Origin of the sequence: Flavobacterium pectinovorum, assembly GCF_900142715.1 — a bacterium.
Classification (GTDB): Bacteria; Bacteroidota; Bacteroidia; order Flavobacteriales; family Flavobacteriaceae; genus Flavobacterium; species Flavobacterium pectinovorum.
Map to the genome: position 1 here is coordinate 621,963 of NZ_FRBX01000002.1, position 19,887 is coordinate 641,849.

The window sequence follows — 19,887 nt, forward strand, 5'->3', positions numbered from 1 at the left end:
AAATTTCAAAGCATTTTTTGAAAAAAAATATTAATTCTCTTTTTTGTATTTTTGAATTTCTATAAAAATAATTTAAATGGAAAATATTAAGTCGTACGTTCAACAACATAAAGATCGGTTTATCAACGAATTGATCGAATTATTAAAGATTCCGTCGGTAAGTGCCGACACTGCATATTCACAAGATGTTATCGATACTGCCGAGGCCGTAAAAGAAAGTTTATCAAAAGCAGGCTGCGATTTAGTCGAAATTTGCGACACTCCGGGCTATCCAATTATTTATGGAGAGAAAATTATTGACCCAAATTTACCAACCGTTCTTGTTTACGGTCATTATGATGTTCAACCGCCAGATCCAATGGAATTATGGACGTCGCCACCTTTTGAGCCGGTTATTAAAAAAACAGAAATTCATCCTGAAGGAGCGATTTTCGCCCGTGGTGCCTGCGACGACAAAGGACAAATGTACATGCACGTAAAAGCCTTAGAATATATGGTACAAAGCAATACGTTGCCTTGTAACGTAAAATTCATGATCGAAGGTGAAGAAGAAGTAGGTTCGGCAAGTTTGGCCTGGTTTGTAGAGCGCAATCAGGAAAAACTGAAAAATGACGTTATTTTAATTTCAGATACCGGAATGATTTCTAACCAACAACCGTCAATTACGACAGGTTTACGCGGTTTGAGTTATGTTGAGGTTGAGGTTACAGGTCCAAATCGTGATTTACATTCAGGTTTATACGGTGGAGCAGTGGCAAACCCAATTAATGTTTTGGCCAAAATGATAGCTTCACTTCACGACGAAGACAATCATATTACAATTCCGGGATTCTACGACAAAGTTCAGGAATTATCAACAGAAGAAAGAGCCGAAATGGCAAAAGCGCCTTTTAGCTTAGAAAAATATAAAAATGCCTTAAACCTAAACGATGTTTACGGTGAAAAAGGATATGTAACCAACGAACGCAACTCGATTCGTCCAACATTAGACGTAAACGGAATCTGGGGCGGATACCAGGGAGAAGGAGCAAAAACCGTTATTGCGAGCAAAGCTTTTGCTAAAATCTCGATGCGTTTGGTTCCAAATCAGGATTGGCATGAAATTACAGATCTTTTTACGAAACATTTCACAAGTATTGCACCGGCAGGAGTTACCGTAAAAGTAACGCCACATCACGGAGGTCAGGGTTATGTTACGCCAATTGACAGTATTGGATATCAGGCGGCAAACAAAGCATACACAGAAACGTTTGGAGTTCCAGCAATTCCGGTTCGTTCAGGCGGAAGTATTCCGATTGTGGCTTTGTTCGAAAAAGAATTAAAAAGCAAAACTATCTTAATGGGCTTTGGTTTAGATTCAGATGCGATTCACTCACCAAACGAACATTTCGGAATCTTTAATTACTTAAAGGGAATTGAAACTATTCCGTTGTTTTACAAGTATTTTGTGGAATTAAGTAAGTAAGATTTTGCCGCGAAGGCGCTAAGACGCAAAGTTTTTTAAGTTTCTAATCTTTGTCAAAGTTTTAAACTTTGACAAAGATTTTCCAATATTAAATCCGTTCAGAAATGAGCGGATTTTTTTGTTTCCACAACTTTGGAATTTGGAGTTTTAGAATTGGAATTTCTTTTTTTGGGCGTTCCCTCCGGTCGGGCTTTCGGCTATATCTTTTATTCCGTTCCACTTCATAAAAGGATACCGCCTCAATCCCTAACGCGCAATAGAGGCTCAAAGGTCCAGAGGTTCAAAGCTACAAAGGTTTTAGCATTAAAATTCAATAGCCCCTAGCTTTAGCTAGAGGTTTATTTATAGAAAAGTAATTGGCTTTAGCCGAAATTTTTTAATCCTAAAACGTAATTATTTGGCTAAAGCCTTTTTTTTGCATTTATTGTAAACCCCGGCTAAAGCTGGGGCAATTCAAAAAAACTAGCCGATTTCCATCTTTGTTCCTTTGTACCCCTGCAACTTTGTTTCTTTTTTCTTGCATATTAAAAATTAATCTCTACATTTGTAGAACAACAACTATAAGTGTAGAGTAAAAATATTCAAATAATGAGGAAACTTATAATCTTGCTAATTTTTGGAATGATGCTTTCAAATTGCAAAAGCAAACCAATTAATCAAAAGATTGACAAGAAAAAAGAAGGTGTTTGGATTGATGATTATACACAAGACAGTATTCAATACAAATCATTCGAATATTACAAACAGGATCAACCGGTCAAAAAATGGAAATCCTACATAAACGGAAAAATATACAAAACAGAAAAATACAAAAACGGAATTTGCACCGTAAAATATTATTATGAAAACGGAAAAGTACAATCAAAAGGAAAAACAAAATTAGAATCTAATGCAGTAGAAACACATTGGTTCTATTTTGGAGACTGGAAATTCTATTCAGATAAAGGAAAACTAACCGAAATCAAAAAGTATAATAACGGTGAATTAATCTCGGAAGAAAAAATAAAATAACCACTAATCGATTTAAACCTATGAAAAAATTAATTGCTTTCTTTTTTATTACTGTGAATATTGGATTGATGCAGTCTCAAACCTATAAAGAATTTGTAGCAAAAGGGGATAATTGTTATAAAGCGAAAGATTATAAAGGATCTGTTGGCTATTATGAAAAGGCATTTAAAATCGAACACAAATCCTCTTCAGATTTATATAATGGTGCGTGCGCTGCAGCTTTAAATAATGATGATGATAAAGCTTTTAAGTGGCTGGATTTAGCAATTGATAATGGTTATGAAAACATTGCTCATATAAAAATAGATAATGATTTAGAATCGCTGCACAATAAGAAAGAATGGACAAAGACTATAGATAAGCTTCAAAAGCAAATGAATATTTTGAGTGCTAATTATGATAAGCCCCTTCAAAAAGAACTTTTGGAGATTTATGCAGAGGATCAGGGTATTCGTGGAGATTTTATGAAAATTTATAAAGACCCTAATTCGGATAAAAAGAAAATTGACAGCATTGGTAAATTAATGAGAAAAAAAGACAGTATTAATCTCATTAAGGTCATAAAGATTTTAGATGAAAAAGGCTGGGTTGGAAAAGATGTTGTTGGAGCACAGGCCAATCAAACCTTGTTTTTGGTTATACAACATTCTGATTTAAAATATCAGCAAAAATATTTGCCAATGATGCGAGAGGCTGTTAAGAAAGGTAATGCAAACCAAGGAAACCTGGCATACCTGGAAGATAGAGTAGCCTTAAGAGAAGGAAGAAGACAAATTTATGGAAGCCAGTCTTCGAAAAATAAAACGACTAATAAATTATACATATCACCGATGATAGATCCGGATAATGTAGATAAGAGACGTGCTGAAGTTGGGCTTGGTACTATGGCCGAATATGCGGCAAAAATGAATATTGAATGGAATTTAGAAGCTTATAAAAAGGAATTGCCTGAAACTGAAAAACTTGAAAACATTAAATAATGACACAATTATCAAACTCAGAAGAACAATTAATGGAGCATCTTTGGAAGCTTGAAAAAGCTTTTATGAAAGATTTACTCGAAGCGTATCCGGAACCAAAACCGGCAACAACAACCGTTGCAACGCTTTTAAAACGAATGATAGACAAGAAATTCGTAGCGTATAATGAATTCGGGAATTCTCGCGAATATTATCCGCTTGTCAAAAAAACAGCTTATTTCTCCAAACATGTAAACGGTTTAATTAGCAATTTCTTTAATAATTCGGCATCGCAATTTGCTTCATTTTTTACTACAGAAACCAATTTGTCTACTTCAGAATTAGAAGAACTCAAAAAAATAATCGATTCGCAAATTCAAAAAAAGAAAAAATGATAAACTATCTTTTAAAATCAGGAATGCTGCTTTTGATTTTTTATGCAGTGTATAAATTATGGCTTGAAAACGAAAAAATGTTTCGTTTTAATCGCGCTTATTTGTTGTTGAGTTTGGTTTTTAGTTTTGTAATTCCGTTGCAATTAATTTCGGTTAGACCTTTGTTGGGGAATACATTATCTGTAATTCAACTCGATGGAGTTGTCATTAGAACCAGCAACGTAGTTTTAAATAATGATAATTCAGAACAGCTTATGATTTCTGTTTTAAGTATAATTTATCTCGTTGTTGTATTGTTATTTACGGTTCAGTTTTTTGTGAATTTGTATTCGTTTTATAATAAAACTAAAATCAATAGCAAGCAATTATTGAATGACGTAGAAGTAGTTTTAATAGAAGAACCTACATTACCGCATTCATTTTGGAACTCAGTTTTTATCAATAAAGAAGAATTTGAAACCGGTAAAATTCCATTAGAATTAATAGCGCACGAAAAAGCACATTTAAAACAAAAACATACTTTGGATATTCTTTTTATAGAAGTTTTGCAAATTGTTTTTTGGTTTAACCCGCTTATCGTTTTATTCAAAAAAGCAATAAAACTGAACCATGAATTTTTAGCTGATGAAGAGGTTAATACTCAATTTGAGTCGGTTACCAGGTATCAAAAACTGTTATTAAATTTTGCTTCTAATAAAAATACGATAGCATTAGCCAGTAATCTTAATTATTTAATAACCAAAAAACGCCTTATTATGATGACCAAAAAAGAATCCCGATTTAAAATGACGTTTAAAGTATTGATTGTAAGTATTGTTTGTGTATTATCATTGTTTGTTTTCAGTTCAGAAACTATTGCGCAGAAGGTGAAAGACAAATCAGATTATGATAAAATGATAGTGAAAGACAGCAACGATTGTATGGATAAACAACCTGAATATCCAGGAGGAATTGAAGAATTTTATAAACTTGTAGGCATGAATTTTAAAATACCTGCAGCAGTTTCAAAGCAGAAATTAGAAGGTAAAGCCATAATTGAATTCATGGTAGAAAGAGATGGAAGTTTATCGGAATTTAAAATCGTAAAAGATTTGGGTTATGGTATAGGGAATGAAGCAATTCGTGCCATAAAACTTTCTCCTAAATGGATTCCGGGAACTAAAGATGGAAAGCCAGCGCGTGTTTTGTACACTATGCCAATAACAGTGCAGACAGAGAAATAGTTTTTTAGGAAGGTTCAAAGGTGCAGAGCGACAAAATTTTTAGCTATTTCATGAAACCTTTGAACCTTTGTTGCTATGAACCTTTGCGCCTTTAACAAAAAAAATCCGCTTTCTTAAAAAGGAAGCGGATCAATTAAAAACTAAAAAAAATTCTCAAAAAAAACTAAGCCATCACTAAAATAGATCAGGATTATAGCCGAAATAAGGCATGGTTTGTTCGTTAAAAATAACGCCATACTCTTCTAATTCTTTTAAAATAGGTAAATACACTTCTTTGTTTATAGGAAGCTGTACGCCTGGAGTTCTAATTTTTCCATTCAAAATTAATAAAGTTGCCATTGCTACAGGCAATCCAACGGTTTTTGCCATTGCCGTATAGGTTTGATCGTCTCCAATACAAACCATTTTTGAATCGATTTGTTTTTTCTTTCCATTTAATTCATAACCGAATTTATGGTACATTACAATCATATCTTTATCATCTGGTTCAAGTGCCCAGCTATCTGAAAGTATTTTTTCTAATATTTGAGCCGGAGTTGCATTAGGAAGATTTACTTTTTTGTCAGGATTGAATAAATCCAATTCCAAAAGCTTGTCCCACATAATATCGTCCTGATCGATTTTTAAAATTAATCGTGTTTTAATTTCAACAGAATCTGTTGGATGATACGGTAAAAAAGAGTTTGTAAACTGACGATAACTCATGCTTTCAGAATCTTCCATGATGTAGCTATCATCTGTCATGCCCAATTGCACAAACATATTCCATGCTTTCGAAAAACCAACTCTTCTGATGGTTCCTCTATATAAAGTCAGGATATCATCCAAACCATAAATTGATCTGTATTTTAGAGAATCCCGATTGGAATAAGCTTCAAATTTCCCATAACCTTCTACCTCCAGAAATTCTGTTCTGCGGAATAAAGTTCCGTACGGGATGTATTTATAAGTGCCTTCCTGAACAAATTTGGCGGCACCGCCTTGTCCTGCTAAAACCACATTTCTAGGCGCCCAGGTAAATTTATAATTCCAAAGATTGTTGTCGCTTTCGGGAGCAACTAAACCGCCGCAAAAAGATTCAAAAAGCAGCATTTTACCACCTTTTGCTCTAATTTCGTCAATAACTTTCATGGCACTCATGTGGTCGATTCCGGGATCAAGACCAATTTCGTTCATGAAAATTAAATCATTCTTTATAGCTTCTTCATTTAAGGCTTGCATGGCATCGCTAATGTATGATGCCGTTACAAGGTGTTTTTTAAATTCTAAACAATCTTTTGCAATTTCAATATGTAAGTGAGCCGGCAACATCGAAATAACGATTGACGCTTTTTCTATGGCCGCTTTTCTTTGTTCGGTATCAAAAATATTTAAAGCAATTGGAGTTGCATTGGGATGATTTTGTGTCTTTTTTTCGGCCAAAGCCAAAGATAAATCGGCTACAACCAAATGCAGATTTTCACTTTCTGATTTTGATAACAAATACCGTATCAATGAAGAGGCTGACCTTCCGGCTCCAAAAATTAAAATGCTTTTCATATTTTATATTTATAACACAAATATATTAAATTGTTACAAATATAACAATCAAATTAATTCAAAAAAATGAAATCTTTTTTATTTCAGATAAAATACTAAAGAATTCTGTTTCGTGAAAACATTTTTACAAAGTAGAAAAGCTTTTCCAATAGTTTGAAGTATTTTTGTATTCAAATAGAAAGTATAGAAAAATATGAAAAGAAAAATTATCCTTACTGGTGCTTTTATAGGAATGTTGGCTATTATTTTAGGGGCTTTTGGAGCGCATTTGCTAAAAAAATATTTATCTGTTGAGCAATTAGTAACTTTCGAAACCGGAGTTCGCTATCAAATGTATCACGCTTTCTTTTTATTTTTTCTTTCTACAAGAAAAGAACTTTCTCAAAAAACGATAAAAACCATCTATAATTTAGCCGTTGCCGGTGTAATTTTATTTAGCGGATCTATCTATTTATTAGCTACAAAAAATCTTACAGTTTTCGATTCTAAAATTATCGTATTCGCAACACCTTTGGGTGGATTTTTATTAATTCTTGCTTGGTTGGGATTATTTGTTAGTATTTTGAGGCAAAAATCATAAAATACCGAATAAAAAATTCTATCTAAAAATTAATCTTTAATTTTGTCTCATAAATAACATAAAACATTACTTATGTGAGTTTTTATTGCTTTTTATCAATATTGATAAAAAATATAACAATTCAATATCTTTAGGCTAACTGCTTAAAGTTCAAAGTAAAATATGTTTGTGCAATAAAAAAATAATATACACAACTACAAATTTATGGACACTAACACACTTTTCACGCAATCGATTTCGCTTTCTGAATTAGGAATTGAAAATGCCAAGGTTCACTATCAATTATCTGCAGACGAATTGCATGCAATTACAGTGCAATCAGGACAAGGTGTTGAGAACTCTACAGGAGCACTGGCAATTAATACGGGTGAATTTACAGGGCGGTCTCCGCAAGATCGTTTTATCGTAAAAGACAGCATAACAGAAGATAAAGTTTGGTGGGGAAATGTAAATATTCCGTTTTCATCAGAAGCTTTTGAAAAATTATATAATAAGGTAACTCAATTTTTATCGAATAAAGAAGTATTTGTTCGTGATGCATACGTTTGTGCAGATCCAAATTACAGATTGAATGTTCGTGTGGTTACAGAAACAGCCTGGTCTAATTTGTTTTGTTACAATATGTTTCTAAGACCAGAAGATTCTGAATTAGCCAACTTTACACCAGAATGGACAGTAATTTGTGCACCAAGTTTTATGGCAGATCCTGCTGTAGATGGGACACGTCAGTCGAATTTTGCTATTTTAGATTTTACTAAAAAAGTAGCCTTAATTGGAGGAACGGGTTATACTGGAGAAATGAAAAAAGGAATTTTTTCTGCTTTAAATTTCATTTTACCGGTTTTCGAAAATACATTACCAATGCACTGCAGCGCCAATGTTGGAGAAGATGGAGATACTGCTATTTTCTTCGGATTGTCAGGAACAGGAAAAACGACTTTATCTGCAGATCCTGATCGTAAATTAATTGGTGATGATGAACATGGCTGGACAGCTGAAAATACTGTTTTCAATTTTGAAGGTGGTTGCTATGCAAAAGTAATTAACTTATCTGAAGAAAATGAACCGGATATTTTTAGAGCGATCAAAAAAGGAGCGCTTTTAGAAAATGTGGTTTTTAAAGCGGGAACAAACGAAGTTGATTATGATGATGTTTCTATCACTCAAAATACACGTGTAAGTTATCCAATAACTCATATTGACAATATTCAACCGGGATCTATTGGGCATAATCCTAAAAATATATTTTTCTTAACGGCAGATTCTTTCGGAATTTTGCCTCCAATTTCAAAATTGACTCCAGGTCAGGCAGCTTACCATTTTATTTCAGGTTATACTGCAAAAGTTGCCGGAACAGAAGCGGGAGTTACAGAACCGCAACCTAACTTTTCAGCATGTTTTGGAGCGCCATTTATGCCTTTGCACCCAACTCGTTATGCTGAAATGCTGACTAAAAAAATGAAAGATGCAGACGTAAAAGTTTGGTTAATCAACACTGGTTGGACAGGTGGTGCTTACGGAACAGGAACGCGTATGAAACTAAAATACACCCGCGCCATGATTACAGCTGCATTAAAAGGAGAACTTGATAATGTAGCGTTTGAAAATCACGCAGTATTTGGAATTGCAAAACCACAATCTTGCCCGAATGTTCCAAGTGAAATTTTAAATCCGAGAAATACTTGGGAAGATCCTGAGTTATACGATAAAAAAGCAATCGAATTGGCACAGAAATTCAAAGCGAATTTTGCCAAATTTGAAGAGTTTGCCAACGCTGAAATTTTAGCGGGTGCGCCTAAAACAGAATAAGGAAGATTACTAATTCAAACTAAAAAAAGCTGTTCAGTGATGAACAGCTTTTTTGTTTGTTTCAAGTTTCAAGTTTCAAGTTTCAAGTTTCAAGTTTCAAGTTTCAAGTTTCGGGCTTTGGGTTTGGTTTTGTTTATCAGGCTGAGCGTCCCGAGGCTTCGGGAGAAGCCCACGCAAAGCACTTCGACTTCGTTTTTTGACGCATTGAAAATGTGATTTAGTTTGCGGCTTTTCGTTGCGGGGCTTCTCCCGAAGCCTCGGGACGCTCAGCCTGACAAATTGGGGGCTTAAGTTTTGGTTTTAACTCACAGTAAAGAACTTGAAACCTGAAACTTGAAACAAAAAAACTTATTTCTTAGAATCGATACGTTTCTGAATCAAATCCCAGGCATAATAATGGAAAGTCATTCCGTTGCTCATGGCTACGAAAAGTCCGTTTTTGTATTTTCCTCCTAAGTTTACGCTTGTTACATCGGCACCATCACATTCTATAGTTGATGTAGGGATTTCTGCTAATAGAGGATATTCGTTTGGATTTCCTTTTGCACCTTCTCTCGGGTATACCATAAAAGTATTCGCCTGTTGGTTAGAGACTAAAATATATCCGGTAGAATCTGTTTTTTTGTAAATTGCGATTCCTTCGTTGTCTGCTTTGAAACCTGTTTTTCCAAAAAGAACCAATTCTTTATTATCATTTAAAGCAGGATCAGCTTTGTATTTTCTGATACCGAATTGTTCGTCGCAATATAAAACAGTTCCCAATTCGTTATCAACAGCAATGGCTTCGATCTCTTTTTTTCCGCTGTAAGCGCCAAATTTTCTAACGACTTTTGCCGTTGCAAATTTTCCAGCGCCAGAAAGTTCATATTGCCATAAATAACTTCTTGAAGGTCCTGATTTTCTTCCCACAATAGCAAAGATTTTCTTGTCGCTAGGGCGTGTGTATAAAGCAATTCCCATTGGGTCACGTAATTCTTCACCTTCAAAAACAGCAATTCCGCCATTGTCAATTGGATTTAAATCAGGTAAACTAAAAATTCTTATTTTATTGCTTTCACGTTCTGTTGTAACGGCAACGTCTACTTTTTTTCCATCAATTAGTAAACCGTAAGCGATATCAACATTATTTGGACGTTTTAAAGTGATTGATTTTTTAAGGATTTTTCCATTCAAATCAAAGGCATACAAACCGCCGTCTGTATCTTTATCTGTTCCTATAATTATGCTTTTTGAAGCGTCTGTTGGGTGAATCCAGATTGAAGGATCATCTGTGTCATGTGGTAACACTTGTGTAACAGCTGTTGGCTTTACGGCATTTGCGGCAACGGGCGCTAATTTATCGTCCTTACAGGCTATTAATAAAGTGCTTAAAAGGAAAAAAGCAAGTATAGATTTATGTTTCATTATGATTTTCATTTAATAAAATTAGACAGAGCCGTTAAGTCCTGTCTAATTTAAGAATTTTATAAATTGATTATTACAAGTCAAACTTCAAACCGAAATTATATCTCGCCTGATAGAATTCTGCTTGTTTAGTATGCGCTTCTACACCTTGGTAGTAACGTAATGGTTGGTTGGTTAAATTGTTGGCTTCGGCAAAGATGCGAAGGTGCGACGTAATTTTATAAGAAGCATTTGCATCTAAGAAAAATTGTTTGTCATAATAACTGTCTTTGTATGATTCTGAACCTAATTCATCTAAATAATCAGAAGTGAAATTGGTTGAAATTCTGGCAGAAAAACGTTTGTTTTCCCAAGATAATGATCCATTAAACATATGTGGCGTTGTGCCTGGAAGACTAATGTCGTTTCTTTCATTTCCGTCTTCATCTGCAATTCCTTTTGCTTTCGATTTGGTGTAAGTATAGTTCAAATAAATACCAAAACCTTTCAAAAATTTCCCCGGCAAGAAATCTAACTGACGTTGAAAAGCAACTTCAAATCCGTAAACATCAACCACATCTCCGTTTCTTGATTGTACAAACGACCAGTTTTCGCCAGCCGGAATTGGGTTTGCCTGATTAGGGAAATCTGCAGCAAATTTTGCATCAGTATATTGATTGTCACTGTAATTGTAGATGAAATCATTTAATCTTTTGTAGAAAACACCTCCGGAAATTAATCCAACCGATTTGAAATAATTCTCGGCCATGAAATCATAATTGTATGAATACGTTACATCAAGATCAGGATTTCCTGCAGTAATTTCTTTATCAGCCGCAATATTGTTTACATAAGGCGCAAGTGCATAATAATTTGGTCTTGCCAAAGCTGTAGTGGCAGCCGCTCTTAAAACTAAATCTTTTGTAGCGTTATATTGAAATGAAATACTTGGCAATACATTGGTATAAGCATTTGTAGTGTTGATTTTGCTCTCTAATTCTTCTTCGTCAAGAACGCGATTTCCGGTGTAATCGATGTGCGTATTCTCTACACGGAAACCTAAAACCATCGAAAGTTTATCATTAAAATCCTGATCCCATCTTACATAAGCTGCATAAATGTTTTCTTTAGCATTATAATTTACCGCTAAAAATTCTGCAGGATCTGCTTCTTTATCAAATAATGCTGAATTATTCAAATCAAGACTTCCTAAGAAACTTGCCGAAGCAAAAGTTCCCGGAACATATTTACTTCCCGGATTGAAGTTTTTTCCATCATAAAAGCTAGTTGGAACTTCAGATAATAAATCCATTCCGCCGTTTACAGGTTCATAAGAATAGAAAACATTATTTCTTTCTTTTTCTTTCATTCTCAAACGAAGTCCTGTTCTTATTCTTCCTTTCTCCGCAGCAATAATAGAGAATGGAAAACGGATATTTACTTTTGCACCAAATTCACTTTCGCTAGTTTCATCTGTGTTTTCTGTAACCGAATTAAATTCGAATTGATCAACCGCTTCTCCGGTTGGTGTAACTAAAGGAAATCTCAAATCAGATAAATCCTGAGACATTTCCAAACCTGTCTGACGGTATTCGATATAACGCTCTCCCGGACGATATTCTCTGGCTTTTGCATAATTGGCAGACCAGTCTAAGTCTAGTTTTGAGTTAATTAAATGCTCTCCGCGAAGAGAATAATTCTGAACACGTTGATCTTCTAATCTTCTGTTTTTGTTTCTGTCGCTATCAACTCCGCCTTTTGTCTGGCGTTTTATACGGCCTTCAAAACCAGTAATATTTTCACCATCGTAAATGGCTTCAATATCATCATAAGTTGTTCTAAAACGGTTTTCTCTGTCGTCTCTCCAGTTATAAATAGCATTGGCAAAAATGGTATTGTTTTCGTCAAATTTATAATCTAAAGCCACAGATCCGCTGCGGCGAATACGCTGTACATCATATTTTCTAATTTCAGATGCCTGAACAAATTCATTTCCAAAATCGTCTTTTACCCATTCGTTCTCCACATCATCAGAACCATAATTTACATTATTATATGATCCGCTAAAAACTGCGCCTAATTTATTGTCAAAAAAACGATTTCCGTAAACCAAACCTGCTGTATAAGTAGCGTGTTCGCGAATTGGCATAAAACCTCCCGCAAGCGTTGCCGAAATTCTTTCACCGTTTGGAGTTGCTCTTGTTACTAAATTTACAGAGCCTCCAATCGCATCCGCATCCATGTCTGAAGTTAGCGTTTTGTTTACTTCAATAGTCGAAATCATATCAGACGGAATTAAATCCATTTGTACATTTCTGTTGTCTCCTTCTGCAGATGGAATTCGGTCTCCATTTAAAGTCACCGAGTTCAGGGACGGAGCCAAACCTCTGATAATAATATTACGTGCTTCACCCTGATCATTTTGCATCGTGATACCCGGAACACGTTTTAAAGCATCACCAACGTTGGCATCAGGAAAACGCCCCACCTGATCTGATGAAATTACGTTTCCAATATTTTTGCTGTTTTTTTGTTGATTTAATGCTTTGGCCTGACCTTTTAAAATGTCTCCAACAACAACCTCATTCAACTCTGTTCCTGAAGTTTTAAGAGCAAAATCAAGAACGTTATTTTTGCCTTGTTCAACCGTAATTTCGTGTGTTATTGGTGTATATCCAATATATTTTACGGTAACCTGATACGTTCCAATATTGATATTAAGCAATTCAAATCGGCCATTGTAATCTGAAACCGTGTATTTGTTGTCACCAACAATTTGAATCATTGCTCCTGGCAAAGGTAATTTGTCATCGGCATCTAAAACCTTTCCGGATATTATGGCCTTTTGAGCATAACCTGATAAGGTTAATAAAAAGAATGTTACTACTAAATAAAATTTTTTCATTGTGTTTGGTTTGTTTTGTTGCGAAACTAGAACCTTAGTATTACTAAAACCATTGAAAAAAATTAACATACTGTTATGATTAGAGGCAAAAATTCAAATGGTATTAATATTTAAATAACATTTAAGTAGCAAATAATTGATTCACAACTAAAAACAAATCAACTATTTAAGGCAGAATTAAATTTTTGGCGTTAAATTTGCCCTATCAATCACAATCAAAAATCATCAATCATGTTAAAACAATTTTTTATCCTTTGTTCTGGAGCCGACAGAGATGTACTCGAAGGCTGCTCCGAAGGCGAGCAAACCAAATATGTTGGTATAGGCGCCACCGTTTTTTTTACTGCCGTTATGGCTTTTCTTGCCAGTGCTTATGCACTTTTTACTGTTTTTGACTCTATTTATCCTGCTTTAATTTTTGGGTTTGTATGGAGTTTACTAATCTTTAATTTAGACCGGTTTATTGTTTCGACAATTAAAAAAAGAGATCGTTTTATGGATGAATTCCTGCAGGCGACTCCCAGAATTATACTGGCGATTATTATTGCAATTGTAATTTCTAAACCTTTGGAGATTAAAATTTTCGAAAAAGAAATCAATACTGTTTTATTGAAGGAAAAAAACGAAATGGAATTGGCGAACAAAAAACAAGTTGGCAATTATTTCAAATCTGATTTAGATAAAAATAAAGCTGAAATAGCTTCTTTAAAAGCCGATATTCTGACGAAAGAGAAAGAAGTAAATGCACTTTATTCAACTTATATTACCGAAGCCGAAGGAACGACGGGAACAAAAAAACTGGGTAAAGGTCCGGTTTATAAGGAAAAACGCGAAAAGCACGATGCATCTTTAAAGGAATTAGCAGTTTTAAAAACAACTAACGAAGCTAAAATTGCCGAGAAAGAAAAAACAGGAAAACAGTTGCAAGCTGATTTAGATAAAAAAGTATTGCAAACACAGCCTATAATTGAAGGTTTTGACGGTTTAATGGCCAGAATTAATGCATTGAATAAATTGCCGTGGCTGCCTTCATTTTTTATTATGCTGTTGTTTTTGGCAATTGAAACTTCTCCGATTATAGCAAAATTACTGGCTCCAAAAGGCGAATTTGATTTTAAACAAGAAGAAGCCGAAACCGCAATGAAAGCGACTTTGGCACAAAATAAATACCAGCGTGAATTATTAGTAAAAACCAGCGCCGAAATGCACGACAAAGTGTATGCTGATATTGCCGGAGATAAAAACCTGTACGATCTGCAACGCAAAAAAGCAACGGAATTATTAGAATTACAAGCACATAATTTTGTAGAAAAACAAAAAGCTACGTTTTAGCTTAACCGCAAAGTTTGCAAAAGATTTACGCCAAGAGCGCAAAAGCATAAAAAAACCATCAGTCAAACTGATGGTTTTTTCTTTTATAAACTTTGCGAACCTTGCGTAAATCCTTGCGAACTTTGCGGTTAGAAATTTTACATATAACTCAATATCTCTTTTTTGAACGCATCATATTCACCTTGCATGATTAATCCGTTGTCCAATAGTTTTTTATAATTCTGTAATTTGTCAAAAAGTTCTTCTTTTGATAATTCACTTAATTTACGATCTCCGGTTGGAGTTTGAGGCTGAATTGGTTCGTAAGTTTCCGTATAAGAAGGAGTTGTTGCCGGCATAATTTCGGCATAATTCGTAACTTCTTCCGTTTCTACTTCCTCGATAGCATCTTCGATTTCAATTTCTGCAGGAGCAGCTTCTATCGTTGGAGCAGAAATTACAACCGGATTTTTAAGTAAATCCAATTGTTCTTTTGCGTAAGTATATATTTTTCTAGCCTGAATTTTAGGAATATAATCAATTGAAATAGACAAGTCTGTATTCGTGTTAAATGAGAATTCAGAACCCAAAATATTTTCTTTTACAAAAGCACCCGCAATATCATCCCAAGTGTAATCTGTAAAATCCATTGAAAGACCTAAATTTTTAGGCTTACAAATAATGATTCGTTTGTTTGTTAATACAATACTATCAGGAAAAACAGTAATTGCCGGTTTTTTTTGAACCGCAATATATCCAACTTCTTCACCTTTCATCAACAAATCGTTGAGTTTTGAAGTGATTTTTTCAATCGCTTTTGGGTCTTGTTCTTCGTTTAGAAATTTTTTAAATTGTTCTTTCATGGGGTGATAAATTGCTAAGTTTTGTTGTCTTACGCTGCAAATGTAATGCCTAATTTTCTAATTCAATAATTTCATTCTGAATTTTCTTCGTCAAACTTTTGAAAACCAATTCATACGAATGATCGATAAGTTCTTTTACAAAAGCTGTCGATAAATTTCCGTTTAAAGCAATTGTATTCCAATGCACCTTGCTCATATGAAAGCCCGGTTTTATCTCGTCGTATTCCGCCCGCAATTCCTGAGCGCGTTCAGGATCACATTTTAAATTGACTGCCTGCTCGTTTTTCTCCCATTGTGACAAGGAAGATAGAGCAAATATTTTTCCGCCAACTTTAAAAACCAAAGTGTCTTCATCAAACGGAAAATGTTCTGTTGTGCCTTTTTTAGAAAGACAATATTCGTAAAACGTTTCTAAATTCATCTTCTATATTATTTACCAATTTCACCTAAATGAGTGTACTTAAAACCTTGTTCATATTTCAATCCATAACCAAACATTCGATCCATTGCCGAATGCGAAAATAAGATTACACCAACAAGTTGCAATGATTCTAATTTTAGATAACAGCCTGTTAAATAAATTAAAATCGCAATTCCTCTGTGATGAAATATATTATACATAAAGGCTCCTGTTTTATTATTAAAAGCATAACCCAGCATCGAAAAATCGGGCGCGAGAATAAAAATCAAAAACCACCACCATTGATAATCTAGGAGACTAAATAAATAGATTCTGAGAATAAATAAACCTGCTTCTTCTAATTTAATAACTGTTTTCATAGTTTCTTTTCCATCATTTTTTCAGGATGTTCTAAAGGTTTAAAACCAAATTTCTCATATAAAAAATGAGCATCTGTTGTTGCCAAACGCCAAATTTTAATGTCTTTTAAAGTTGGTTCGTTCATCATATTTTCAATTAAAACAGACGAATAACCTTTACCACGATGCTCTTCTGTAATGAAAACATCCATAACGTAACCAAAAACCACATAATCTGTAATGACACGTGCAAAACCAATTTGATTGTCATCTAAATAAATTCCAAAACAAACCGAAGCATCAATTGTAGTTTGAACTTCATCTATTGTTCTGCCCGCAGCCCAATAAATATCTTTTAAAAAGTTTTGTATAAACGGAACATTCAGTTTGGTTTTATCGGTCGAAACGGTAATCTGATTCATGGTAATTTTTGCATTTCATTAATCTATAATTAGGTTCTGATGTGCTAAAGAAAACTTAGCTTCTTAGTATCTTAGAACCTTAGTCGCTATTTTATTACATTTTAATTTTTTCACCAACTTCTTCAATAGGTTTACTCACAAACTCAGGAGCATCAAAACGGTAGCCAAAATACAATAATCCGTAGACTTTACCATTTGTAATTACCGTTGTTTTATCCTGATTATACGAACTGTCGTCGAAGTTGATACTTGCGCCACAAAGTATGCGATTGCTATTATAGCCAATTTTAATACCGCCTTCAATGTTTCGGGTAAAGTATGTATGTTTTTCAATAGTTTCAACTCCTGCATCAATACTTTTATCATGTAAAAATTTTACACCAATCGAAGGTGATAAATGTGGAGCAATATAAAAGTTTTTGTGAATAATGAAGTTATAATAATATCCTGCCGCCAACCGAACATCGAATTCTTTTTGTTTTCCATTAAGATCTTCAAATTTCGAAAGAATTCTGTTATAACTATAAATCAGCGACGGAATAAAACTTCCGGCACTCTTTTTTTGCCATTCGGTAAAAGATGTGATACTTTTAAGAGAGAATTTTGGATTAAAAAGATACGATGTCGACATTTCGTATTGTACCGTTTTAAAATCCGGAAACTTAAGATACGAATCTTTTCCTTCAACCCAATTCGGGTCAAATTCAGACATGTTTTCGACGTAATAACCTCTCGTTTTACTAAACTGAGCCGTTTGAAGCCATCTTCCTAAAAAGAAACGAAAATTATAATCAGAGAAAGATGATTTTCCTTTTAAGTCTTCATCTTTATTTCCACCAAAAAACTTCGGATAAAAACCATAACTAAAACCGATAAATTTATAATCGATACTTAAAAAAAGTTTGTAACTATTATTGGTTTCTAAATCCAGATTTGGACCATTTTTATTGGTCAGTAAATAAGCATCATTTTGAGTGCTTACATTTGCGCGAACCATTATTTTATCCGGATAATAAATAAAATTTACTGTATCTTTTTCAGGTTTATTCTGGCTTAATAATTTTGCAGAGCTGAAAACAAAAAGCAGAAATACACATGCAAAAATGGCATTCGAGTTCATTCGGTTTAAACTTTGTTTCGTGGCTGTTTTCAATGCAGATAATTAAGCATTAGTAATCATAAAGCTACTAATTTAAAAATCAATTATCAACTAATTATCAAAAGTTTGCGATCGAATACAAAACAGGTTTACTCGGACTTGCATCGTTTTCAAATGAAGCGATTTGAAGATTTAGCAAATAATTTCCATCTTCAATTTCATTCGGCACAAAAATCATTTCTGTAATTGTGGCTTCAAAACGTGCGTCATTATTTAAATTGTGTGTGTCTTTTACGTTCCAAAAAGCTTTGTGTGCCAATAATTTTCCTTCGTCGTGTTCTTTGTCAACACTTGGCAAATCGATTAATAGATGCTGAATTTCGCTTTCGCGGATGAAAATTGCCGCTTCTTCAGACAAATAGGGCGGATTTGTATTCGAATATTTTCTTGATTTTTTGTCTTTTTGGTTTGGGAGCGTTCTAATTATTAAAGCCCCGTTTGTCATGCTGAGCGATCCCGAGGCTTCGGGAGAAGCACTTATTGCATTAAGCGCAGTCAAAATTTGTTCTTTTGTGATCACCAAATCATCTCCAATTTTTTCAGGTTCAACTGTAATCAATTTGGCAAAAAAGAAAAACTGTTTTAAAGACTGATTAATGCTATAAAAATCATTCGTAATATGCCCCAGACATTCCGTGTGCGTGCCATGCCCATGAGGATTGAAGAAAATATTATTGAAATTAGTTGATGATTTTCCTTCAGAAACTTTCCCAATCCAATCGCCAAAAACAACTGGTTCAATAACCGGTTTTTCGATATACCACGCAATTGGGTTTTCGTTTGTATTGGTTAATTGGATTGAAATATCAATAGGTTTTGATAAGTCGATTTCGAAGTTGTTGATTTTTGCTAACACAAATTAAGGTTTTATGCCGCAAAGGCGCTAAGTCACAAAGTTTATTTGCGTCTTTGTGTCTTTGTGGCAAATTTTATTCTTCCAAATTTAGATAAAATAAATCTGAAGCAATTCCATCCGTTAAAAATTTTCCTTTTGCGGTTGGTTTTAGAATGTTATTTTCGATGAAAACCAAATTATCATTTAAGAATTTCTGAACTTGTTTTTTTAGATAATCCAGATATTCCAAACCAAATTCTTTTTCAATTCTGTCTAATGAAACACCCCAAATAGTTCGTAATCCTGTCATAATATATTCATTATAACGATCAGATTTCGATAGAGTTTCGGTTTCGATTGGTAAAATATTTTCCTGAATTGATTTCAGATAAAGCGAATTATTTGCCACATTCCAGCCTCTTTTTTCACCATCATAACTATGTGCCGAAGGGCCAATACCGATATATTTTTTGCCCAGCCAATAGGCCGAATTATTTTTAGAGAAGTAATTTTCTTTTCCAAAATTCGATAATTCATAATGAATAAAACCATTTTGTTGAAGTGTTTCCACCAAAATCAGAAAATGATTCGAAGCCACTTCGTCTTGTGGTTCAGCAATTTTTCCGGTATCGATTAGTTTTCTTAAAGCCGTTTTCGGTTCAACCGTCAAAGCATAACTCGAAATATGCGGAATACCAAAACTCAAAGCCGTTTCAATATTCTGTTTCCACATTTCGTCGCTCATTCCGGGAATTCCGTAAATTAAATCAAGCGAAATATTGTCAAAATATTTAGTAGCCTCTTTCAAACAATTTATGGCTTCCGCCGAATTATGCGCACGATTCATCAGCTGCAAATCATCTTCATAAAAAGACTGAATTCCAATACTCAAGCGATTTATCGGACTTTTTGATAATTCGAAAATTCGTTTTGAAGACAAATCATCCGGATTTGCTTCTAGCGTAATTTCCGGATTTTCGACAACATTATAGTTTTTATAAACTTCAGCAATTAAAAAGTTGATTTCTTCATTTGACAAAACAGAAGGCGTTCCACCGCCAAAGTAAATGGTTTCAATTTGATTGTCACTTTGAGCGGAATCAAGAAGATTAAACTCATTTTTGCGCATGCCTATTTCCTTGGCTAAAGCCAAAACCATTTCGTCTTTCTTTTTCATCGAAGTCGAAAAATGAAAGTCGCAATAATGGCAAGCCTGTTTGCAAAAAGGAATATGGATATAGATACCTGACATTTTAATTAGATAATTAG

The 19,887-nt window shown here is 34.1% G+C and carries 18 protein-coding genes; 8 read left to right on the top strand and 10 right to left on the bottom strand.

The window, feature by feature from the left end; all coding sequences use genetic code 11:
• The first annotated feature begins 76 nt into the window (after positions 1 to 76).
• The 5 genes from BUE22_RS09265 (at position 77) to BUE22_RS09285 (ending at position 5,053) form a co-directional block, all read left to right on the top strand.
• Entirely contained in the window at positions 77 to 1,465 is a 1,389-nt protein-coding gene (locus BUE22_RS09265; protein ID WP_073394745.1) for a dipeptidase, read from the top strand.
• Positions 1,466 to 2,053: 588 nt separating this feature from the next.
• Positions 2,054 to 2,476 carry a toxin-antitoxin system YwqK family antitoxin gene (locus BUE22_RS09270; RefSeq protein ID WP_073394747.1) on the top strand — a complete coding sequence of 141 codons (423 nt, stop codon included), beginning with the start codon at positions 2,054 to 2,056 and terminating at the stop codon, positions 2,474 to 2,476.
• Between the two features lie 20 nt (positions 2,477 to 2,496).
• The gene (locus tag BUE22_RS09275; protein ID WP_073394749.1) at positions 2,497 to 3,456 is read left to right on the top strand and encodes a DUF6624 domain-containing protein; all 960 of its coding nucleotides are present in this window, start codon (positions 2,497 to 2,499) and stop codon (positions 3,454 to 3,456) included.
• Positions 3,456 to 3,830, top strand: a complete 375-nt coding sequence (locus tag BUE22_RS09280; RefSeq protein ID WP_073394751.1) for a BlaI/MecI/CopY family transcriptional regulator — start codon at positions 3,456 to 3,458, stop codon at positions 3,828 to 3,830. The genes BUE22_RS09275 and BUE22_RS09280 overlap by 1 nt, the downstream gene beginning before the upstream one ends.
• On the top strand, positions 3,827 to 5,053 hold the full coding sequence (locus BUE22_RS09285) for a M56 family metallopeptidase (RefSeq protein ID WP_073394753.1): 1,227 nt from the start codon (positions 3,827 to 3,829) through the stop codon (positions 5,051 to 5,053). Before BUE22_RS09280 ends, BUE22_RS09285 begins: the two co-directional genes overlap by 4 nt.
• A gap of 174 nt (positions 5,054 to 5,227) precedes the next feature.
• Here BUE22_RS09285 and BUE22_RS09290 read toward each other — a convergent pair whose 3' ends face one another.
• Positions 5,228 to 6,592 (bottom strand): saccharopine dehydrogenase family protein, encoded by a 1,365-nt coding sequence (locus tag BUE22_RS09290; RefSeq protein WP_073394755.1) that lies wholly within the window; start codon positions 6,590 to 6,592, stop codon positions 5,228 to 5,230.
• 193 nt (positions 6,593 to 6,785) lie between these two features.
• Between BUE22_RS09290 and BUE22_RS09295 the strand changes: the two genes are divergently transcribed.
• Entirely contained in the window at positions 6,786 to 7,172 is a 387-nt protein-coding gene (locus BUE22_RS09295; protein WP_042563365.1) for a DUF423 domain-containing protein, read from the top strand.
• Between the two features lie 204 nt (positions 7,173 to 7,376).
• Positions 7,377 to 8,981: a phosphoenolpyruvate carboxykinase (ATP) gene (gene pckA / locus BUE22_RS09300; RefSeq protein ID WP_073394757.1), complete on the top strand. Its 1,605-nt coding sequence runs from the start codon at positions 7,377 to 7,379 to the stop codon at positions 8,979 to 8,981.
• Between the two features lie 348 nt (positions 8,982 to 9,329).
• Here the strand turns inward: pckA and BUE22_RS09305 are convergent, their stop codons facing one another.
• Together BUE22_RS09305 and BUE22_RS09310 are read right to left on the bottom strand one after the other, a co-directional pair.
• Entirely contained in the window at positions 9,330 to 10,385 is a 1,056-nt protein-coding gene (locus tag BUE22_RS09305; protein ID WP_073394759.1) for a phytase, read from the bottom strand.
• Between the two features lie 73 nt (positions 10,386 to 10,458).
• On the bottom strand, positions 10,459 to 13,269 hold the full coding sequence (locus BUE22_RS09310; RefSeq protein WP_073395030.1) for a TonB-dependent receptor: 2,811 nt from the start codon (positions 13,267 to 13,269) through the stop codon (positions 10,459 to 10,461).
• Positions 13,270 to 13,500: 231 nt separating this feature from the next.
• Between BUE22_RS09310 and BUE22_RS09315 the strand changes: the two genes are divergently transcribed.
• Complete coding sequence (locus tag BUE22_RS09315; protein WP_073394761.1) at positions 13,501 to 14,601, top strand: DUF4407 domain-containing protein; 1,101 nt, start codon at positions 13,501 to 13,503, stop codon at positions 14,599 to 14,601.
• A 137-nt stretch (positions 14,602 to 14,738) separates the two neighbouring features.
• Here BUE22_RS09315 and BUE22_RS09320 read toward each other — a convergent pair whose 3' ends face one another.
• The 7 genes from BUE22_RS09320 to hemW form a co-directional block, all read right to left on the bottom strand.
• Positions 14,739 to 15,443, bottom strand: coding sequence for a PH domain-containing protein (locus BUE22_RS09320; RefSeq protein ID WP_073394762.1), 705 nt, complete (start codon positions 15,441 to 15,443; stop codon positions 14,739 to 14,741).
• 49 nt (positions 15,444 to 15,492) lie between these two features.
• Positions 15,493 to 15,864, bottom strand: coding sequence for an MmcQ/YjbR family DNA-binding protein (locus tag BUE22_RS09325; protein ID WP_073394763.1), 372 nt, complete (start codon positions 15,862 to 15,864; stop codon positions 15,493 to 15,495).
• A gap of 8 nt (positions 15,865 to 15,872) precedes the next feature.
• Positions 15,873 to 16,223, bottom strand: a complete 351-nt coding sequence (locus BUE22_RS09330; RefSeq protein WP_073394765.1) for a DUF4260 domain-containing protein — start codon at positions 16,221 to 16,223, stop codon at positions 15,873 to 15,875.
• Positions 16,220 to 16,624 carry a GNAT family N-acetyltransferase gene (locus BUE22_RS09335; RefSeq protein ID WP_073394767.1) on the bottom strand — a complete coding sequence of 135 codons (405 nt, stop codon included), beginning with the start codon at positions 16,622 to 16,624 and terminating at the stop codon, positions 16,220 to 16,222. The genes BUE22_RS09330 and BUE22_RS09335 overlap by 4 nt, the downstream gene beginning before the upstream one ends.
• A gap of 94 nt (positions 16,625 to 16,718) precedes the next feature.
• Positions 16,719 to 17,777, bottom strand: coding sequence for a DUF4421 family protein (locus tag BUE22_RS09340; protein ID WP_124020493.1), 1,059 nt, complete (start codon positions 17,775 to 17,777; stop codon positions 16,719 to 16,721).
• 64 nt (positions 17,778 to 17,841) lie between these two features.
• A complete protein-coding gene (locus BUE22_RS09345) occupies positions 17,842 to 18,639 on the bottom strand; it encodes a cyclase family protein (RefSeq protein ID WP_073394771.1) in 798 nt (265 codons plus the stop codon).
• A gap of 73 nt (positions 18,640 to 18,712) precedes the next feature.
• The gene (gene hemW, locus BUE22_RS09350) at positions 18,713 to 19,870 is read right to left on the bottom strand and encodes a radical SAM family heme chaperone HemW (protein WP_073394773.1); all 1,158 of its coding nucleotides are present in this window, start codon (positions 19,868 to 19,870) and stop codon (positions 18,713 to 18,715) included.
• Positions 19,871 to 19,887: the final 17 nt, after the last annotated feature.

Bases quoted from the DNA above. Each gene is read 5' to 3' on its own strand.
- BUE22_RS09310 (WP_073395030.1), bottom strand. From the start codon at position 13,269: ATGAAAAAATTTTATTTAGTAGTAACATTCTTTTTATTAACCTTATCA.
- BUE22_RS09325 (WP_073394763.1), bottom strand. From the start codon at position 15,864: ATGAATTTAGAAACGTTTTACGAATATTGTCTTTCTAAAAAAGGCACA.
- BUE22_RS09330 (WP_073394765.1), bottom strand. From the start codon at position 16,223: ATGAAAACAGTTATTAAATTAGAAGAAGCAGGTTTATTTATTCTCAGA.
- BUE22_RS09275 (WP_073394749.1), top strand. From the start codon at position 2,497: ATGAAAAAATTAATTGCTTTCTTTTTTATTACTGTGAATATTGGATTG.
- BUE22_RS09270 (WP_073394747.1), top strand. From the start codon at position 2,054: ATGAGGAAACTTATAATCTTGCTAATTTTTGGAATGATGCTTTCAAAT.
- BUE22_RS09265 (WP_073394745.1), top strand. From the start codon at position 77: ATGGAAAATATTAAGTCGTACGTTCAACAACATAAAGATCGGTTTATC.
- BUE22_RS09280 (WP_073394751.1), top strand. From the start codon at position 3,456: ATGACACAATTATCAAACTCAGAAGAACAATTAATGGAGCATCTTTGG.
- BUE22_RS09315 (WP_073394761.1), top strand. From the start codon at position 13,501: ATGTTAAAACAATTTTTTATCCTTTGTTCTGGAGCCGACAGAGATGTA.
- BUE22_RS09290 (WP_073394755.1), bottom strand. From the start codon at position 6,592: ATGAAAAGCATTTTAATTTTTGGAGCCGGAAGGTCAGCCTCTTCATTG.
- BUE22_RS09320 (WP_073394762.1), bottom strand. From the start codon at position 15,443: ATGAAAGAACAATTTAAAAAATTTCTAAACGAAGAACAAGACCCAAAA.
- BUE22_RS09335 (WP_073394767.1), bottom strand. From the start codon at position 16,624: ATGAATCAGATTACCGTTTCGACCGATAAAACCAAACTGAATGTTCCG.
- BUE22_RS09295 (WP_042563365.1), top strand. From the start codon at position 6,786: ATGAAAAGAAAAATTATCCTTACTGGTGCTTTTATAGGAATGTTGGCT.
- pckA (WP_073394757.1), top strand. From the start codon at position 7,377: ATGGACACTAACACACTTTTCACGCAATCGATTTCGCTTTCTGAATTA.
- hemW (WP_073394773.1), bottom strand. From the start codon at position 19,870: ATGTCAGGTATCTATATCCATATTCCTTTTTGCAAACAGGCTTGCCAT.
- BUE22_RS09305 (WP_073394759.1), bottom strand. From the start codon at position 10,385: ATGAAACATAAATCTATACTTGCTTTTTTCCTTTTAAGCACTTTATTA.
- BUE22_RS09285 (WP_073394753.1), top strand. From the start codon at position 3,827: ATGATAAACTATCTTTTAAAATCAGGAATGCTGCTTTTGATTTTTTAT.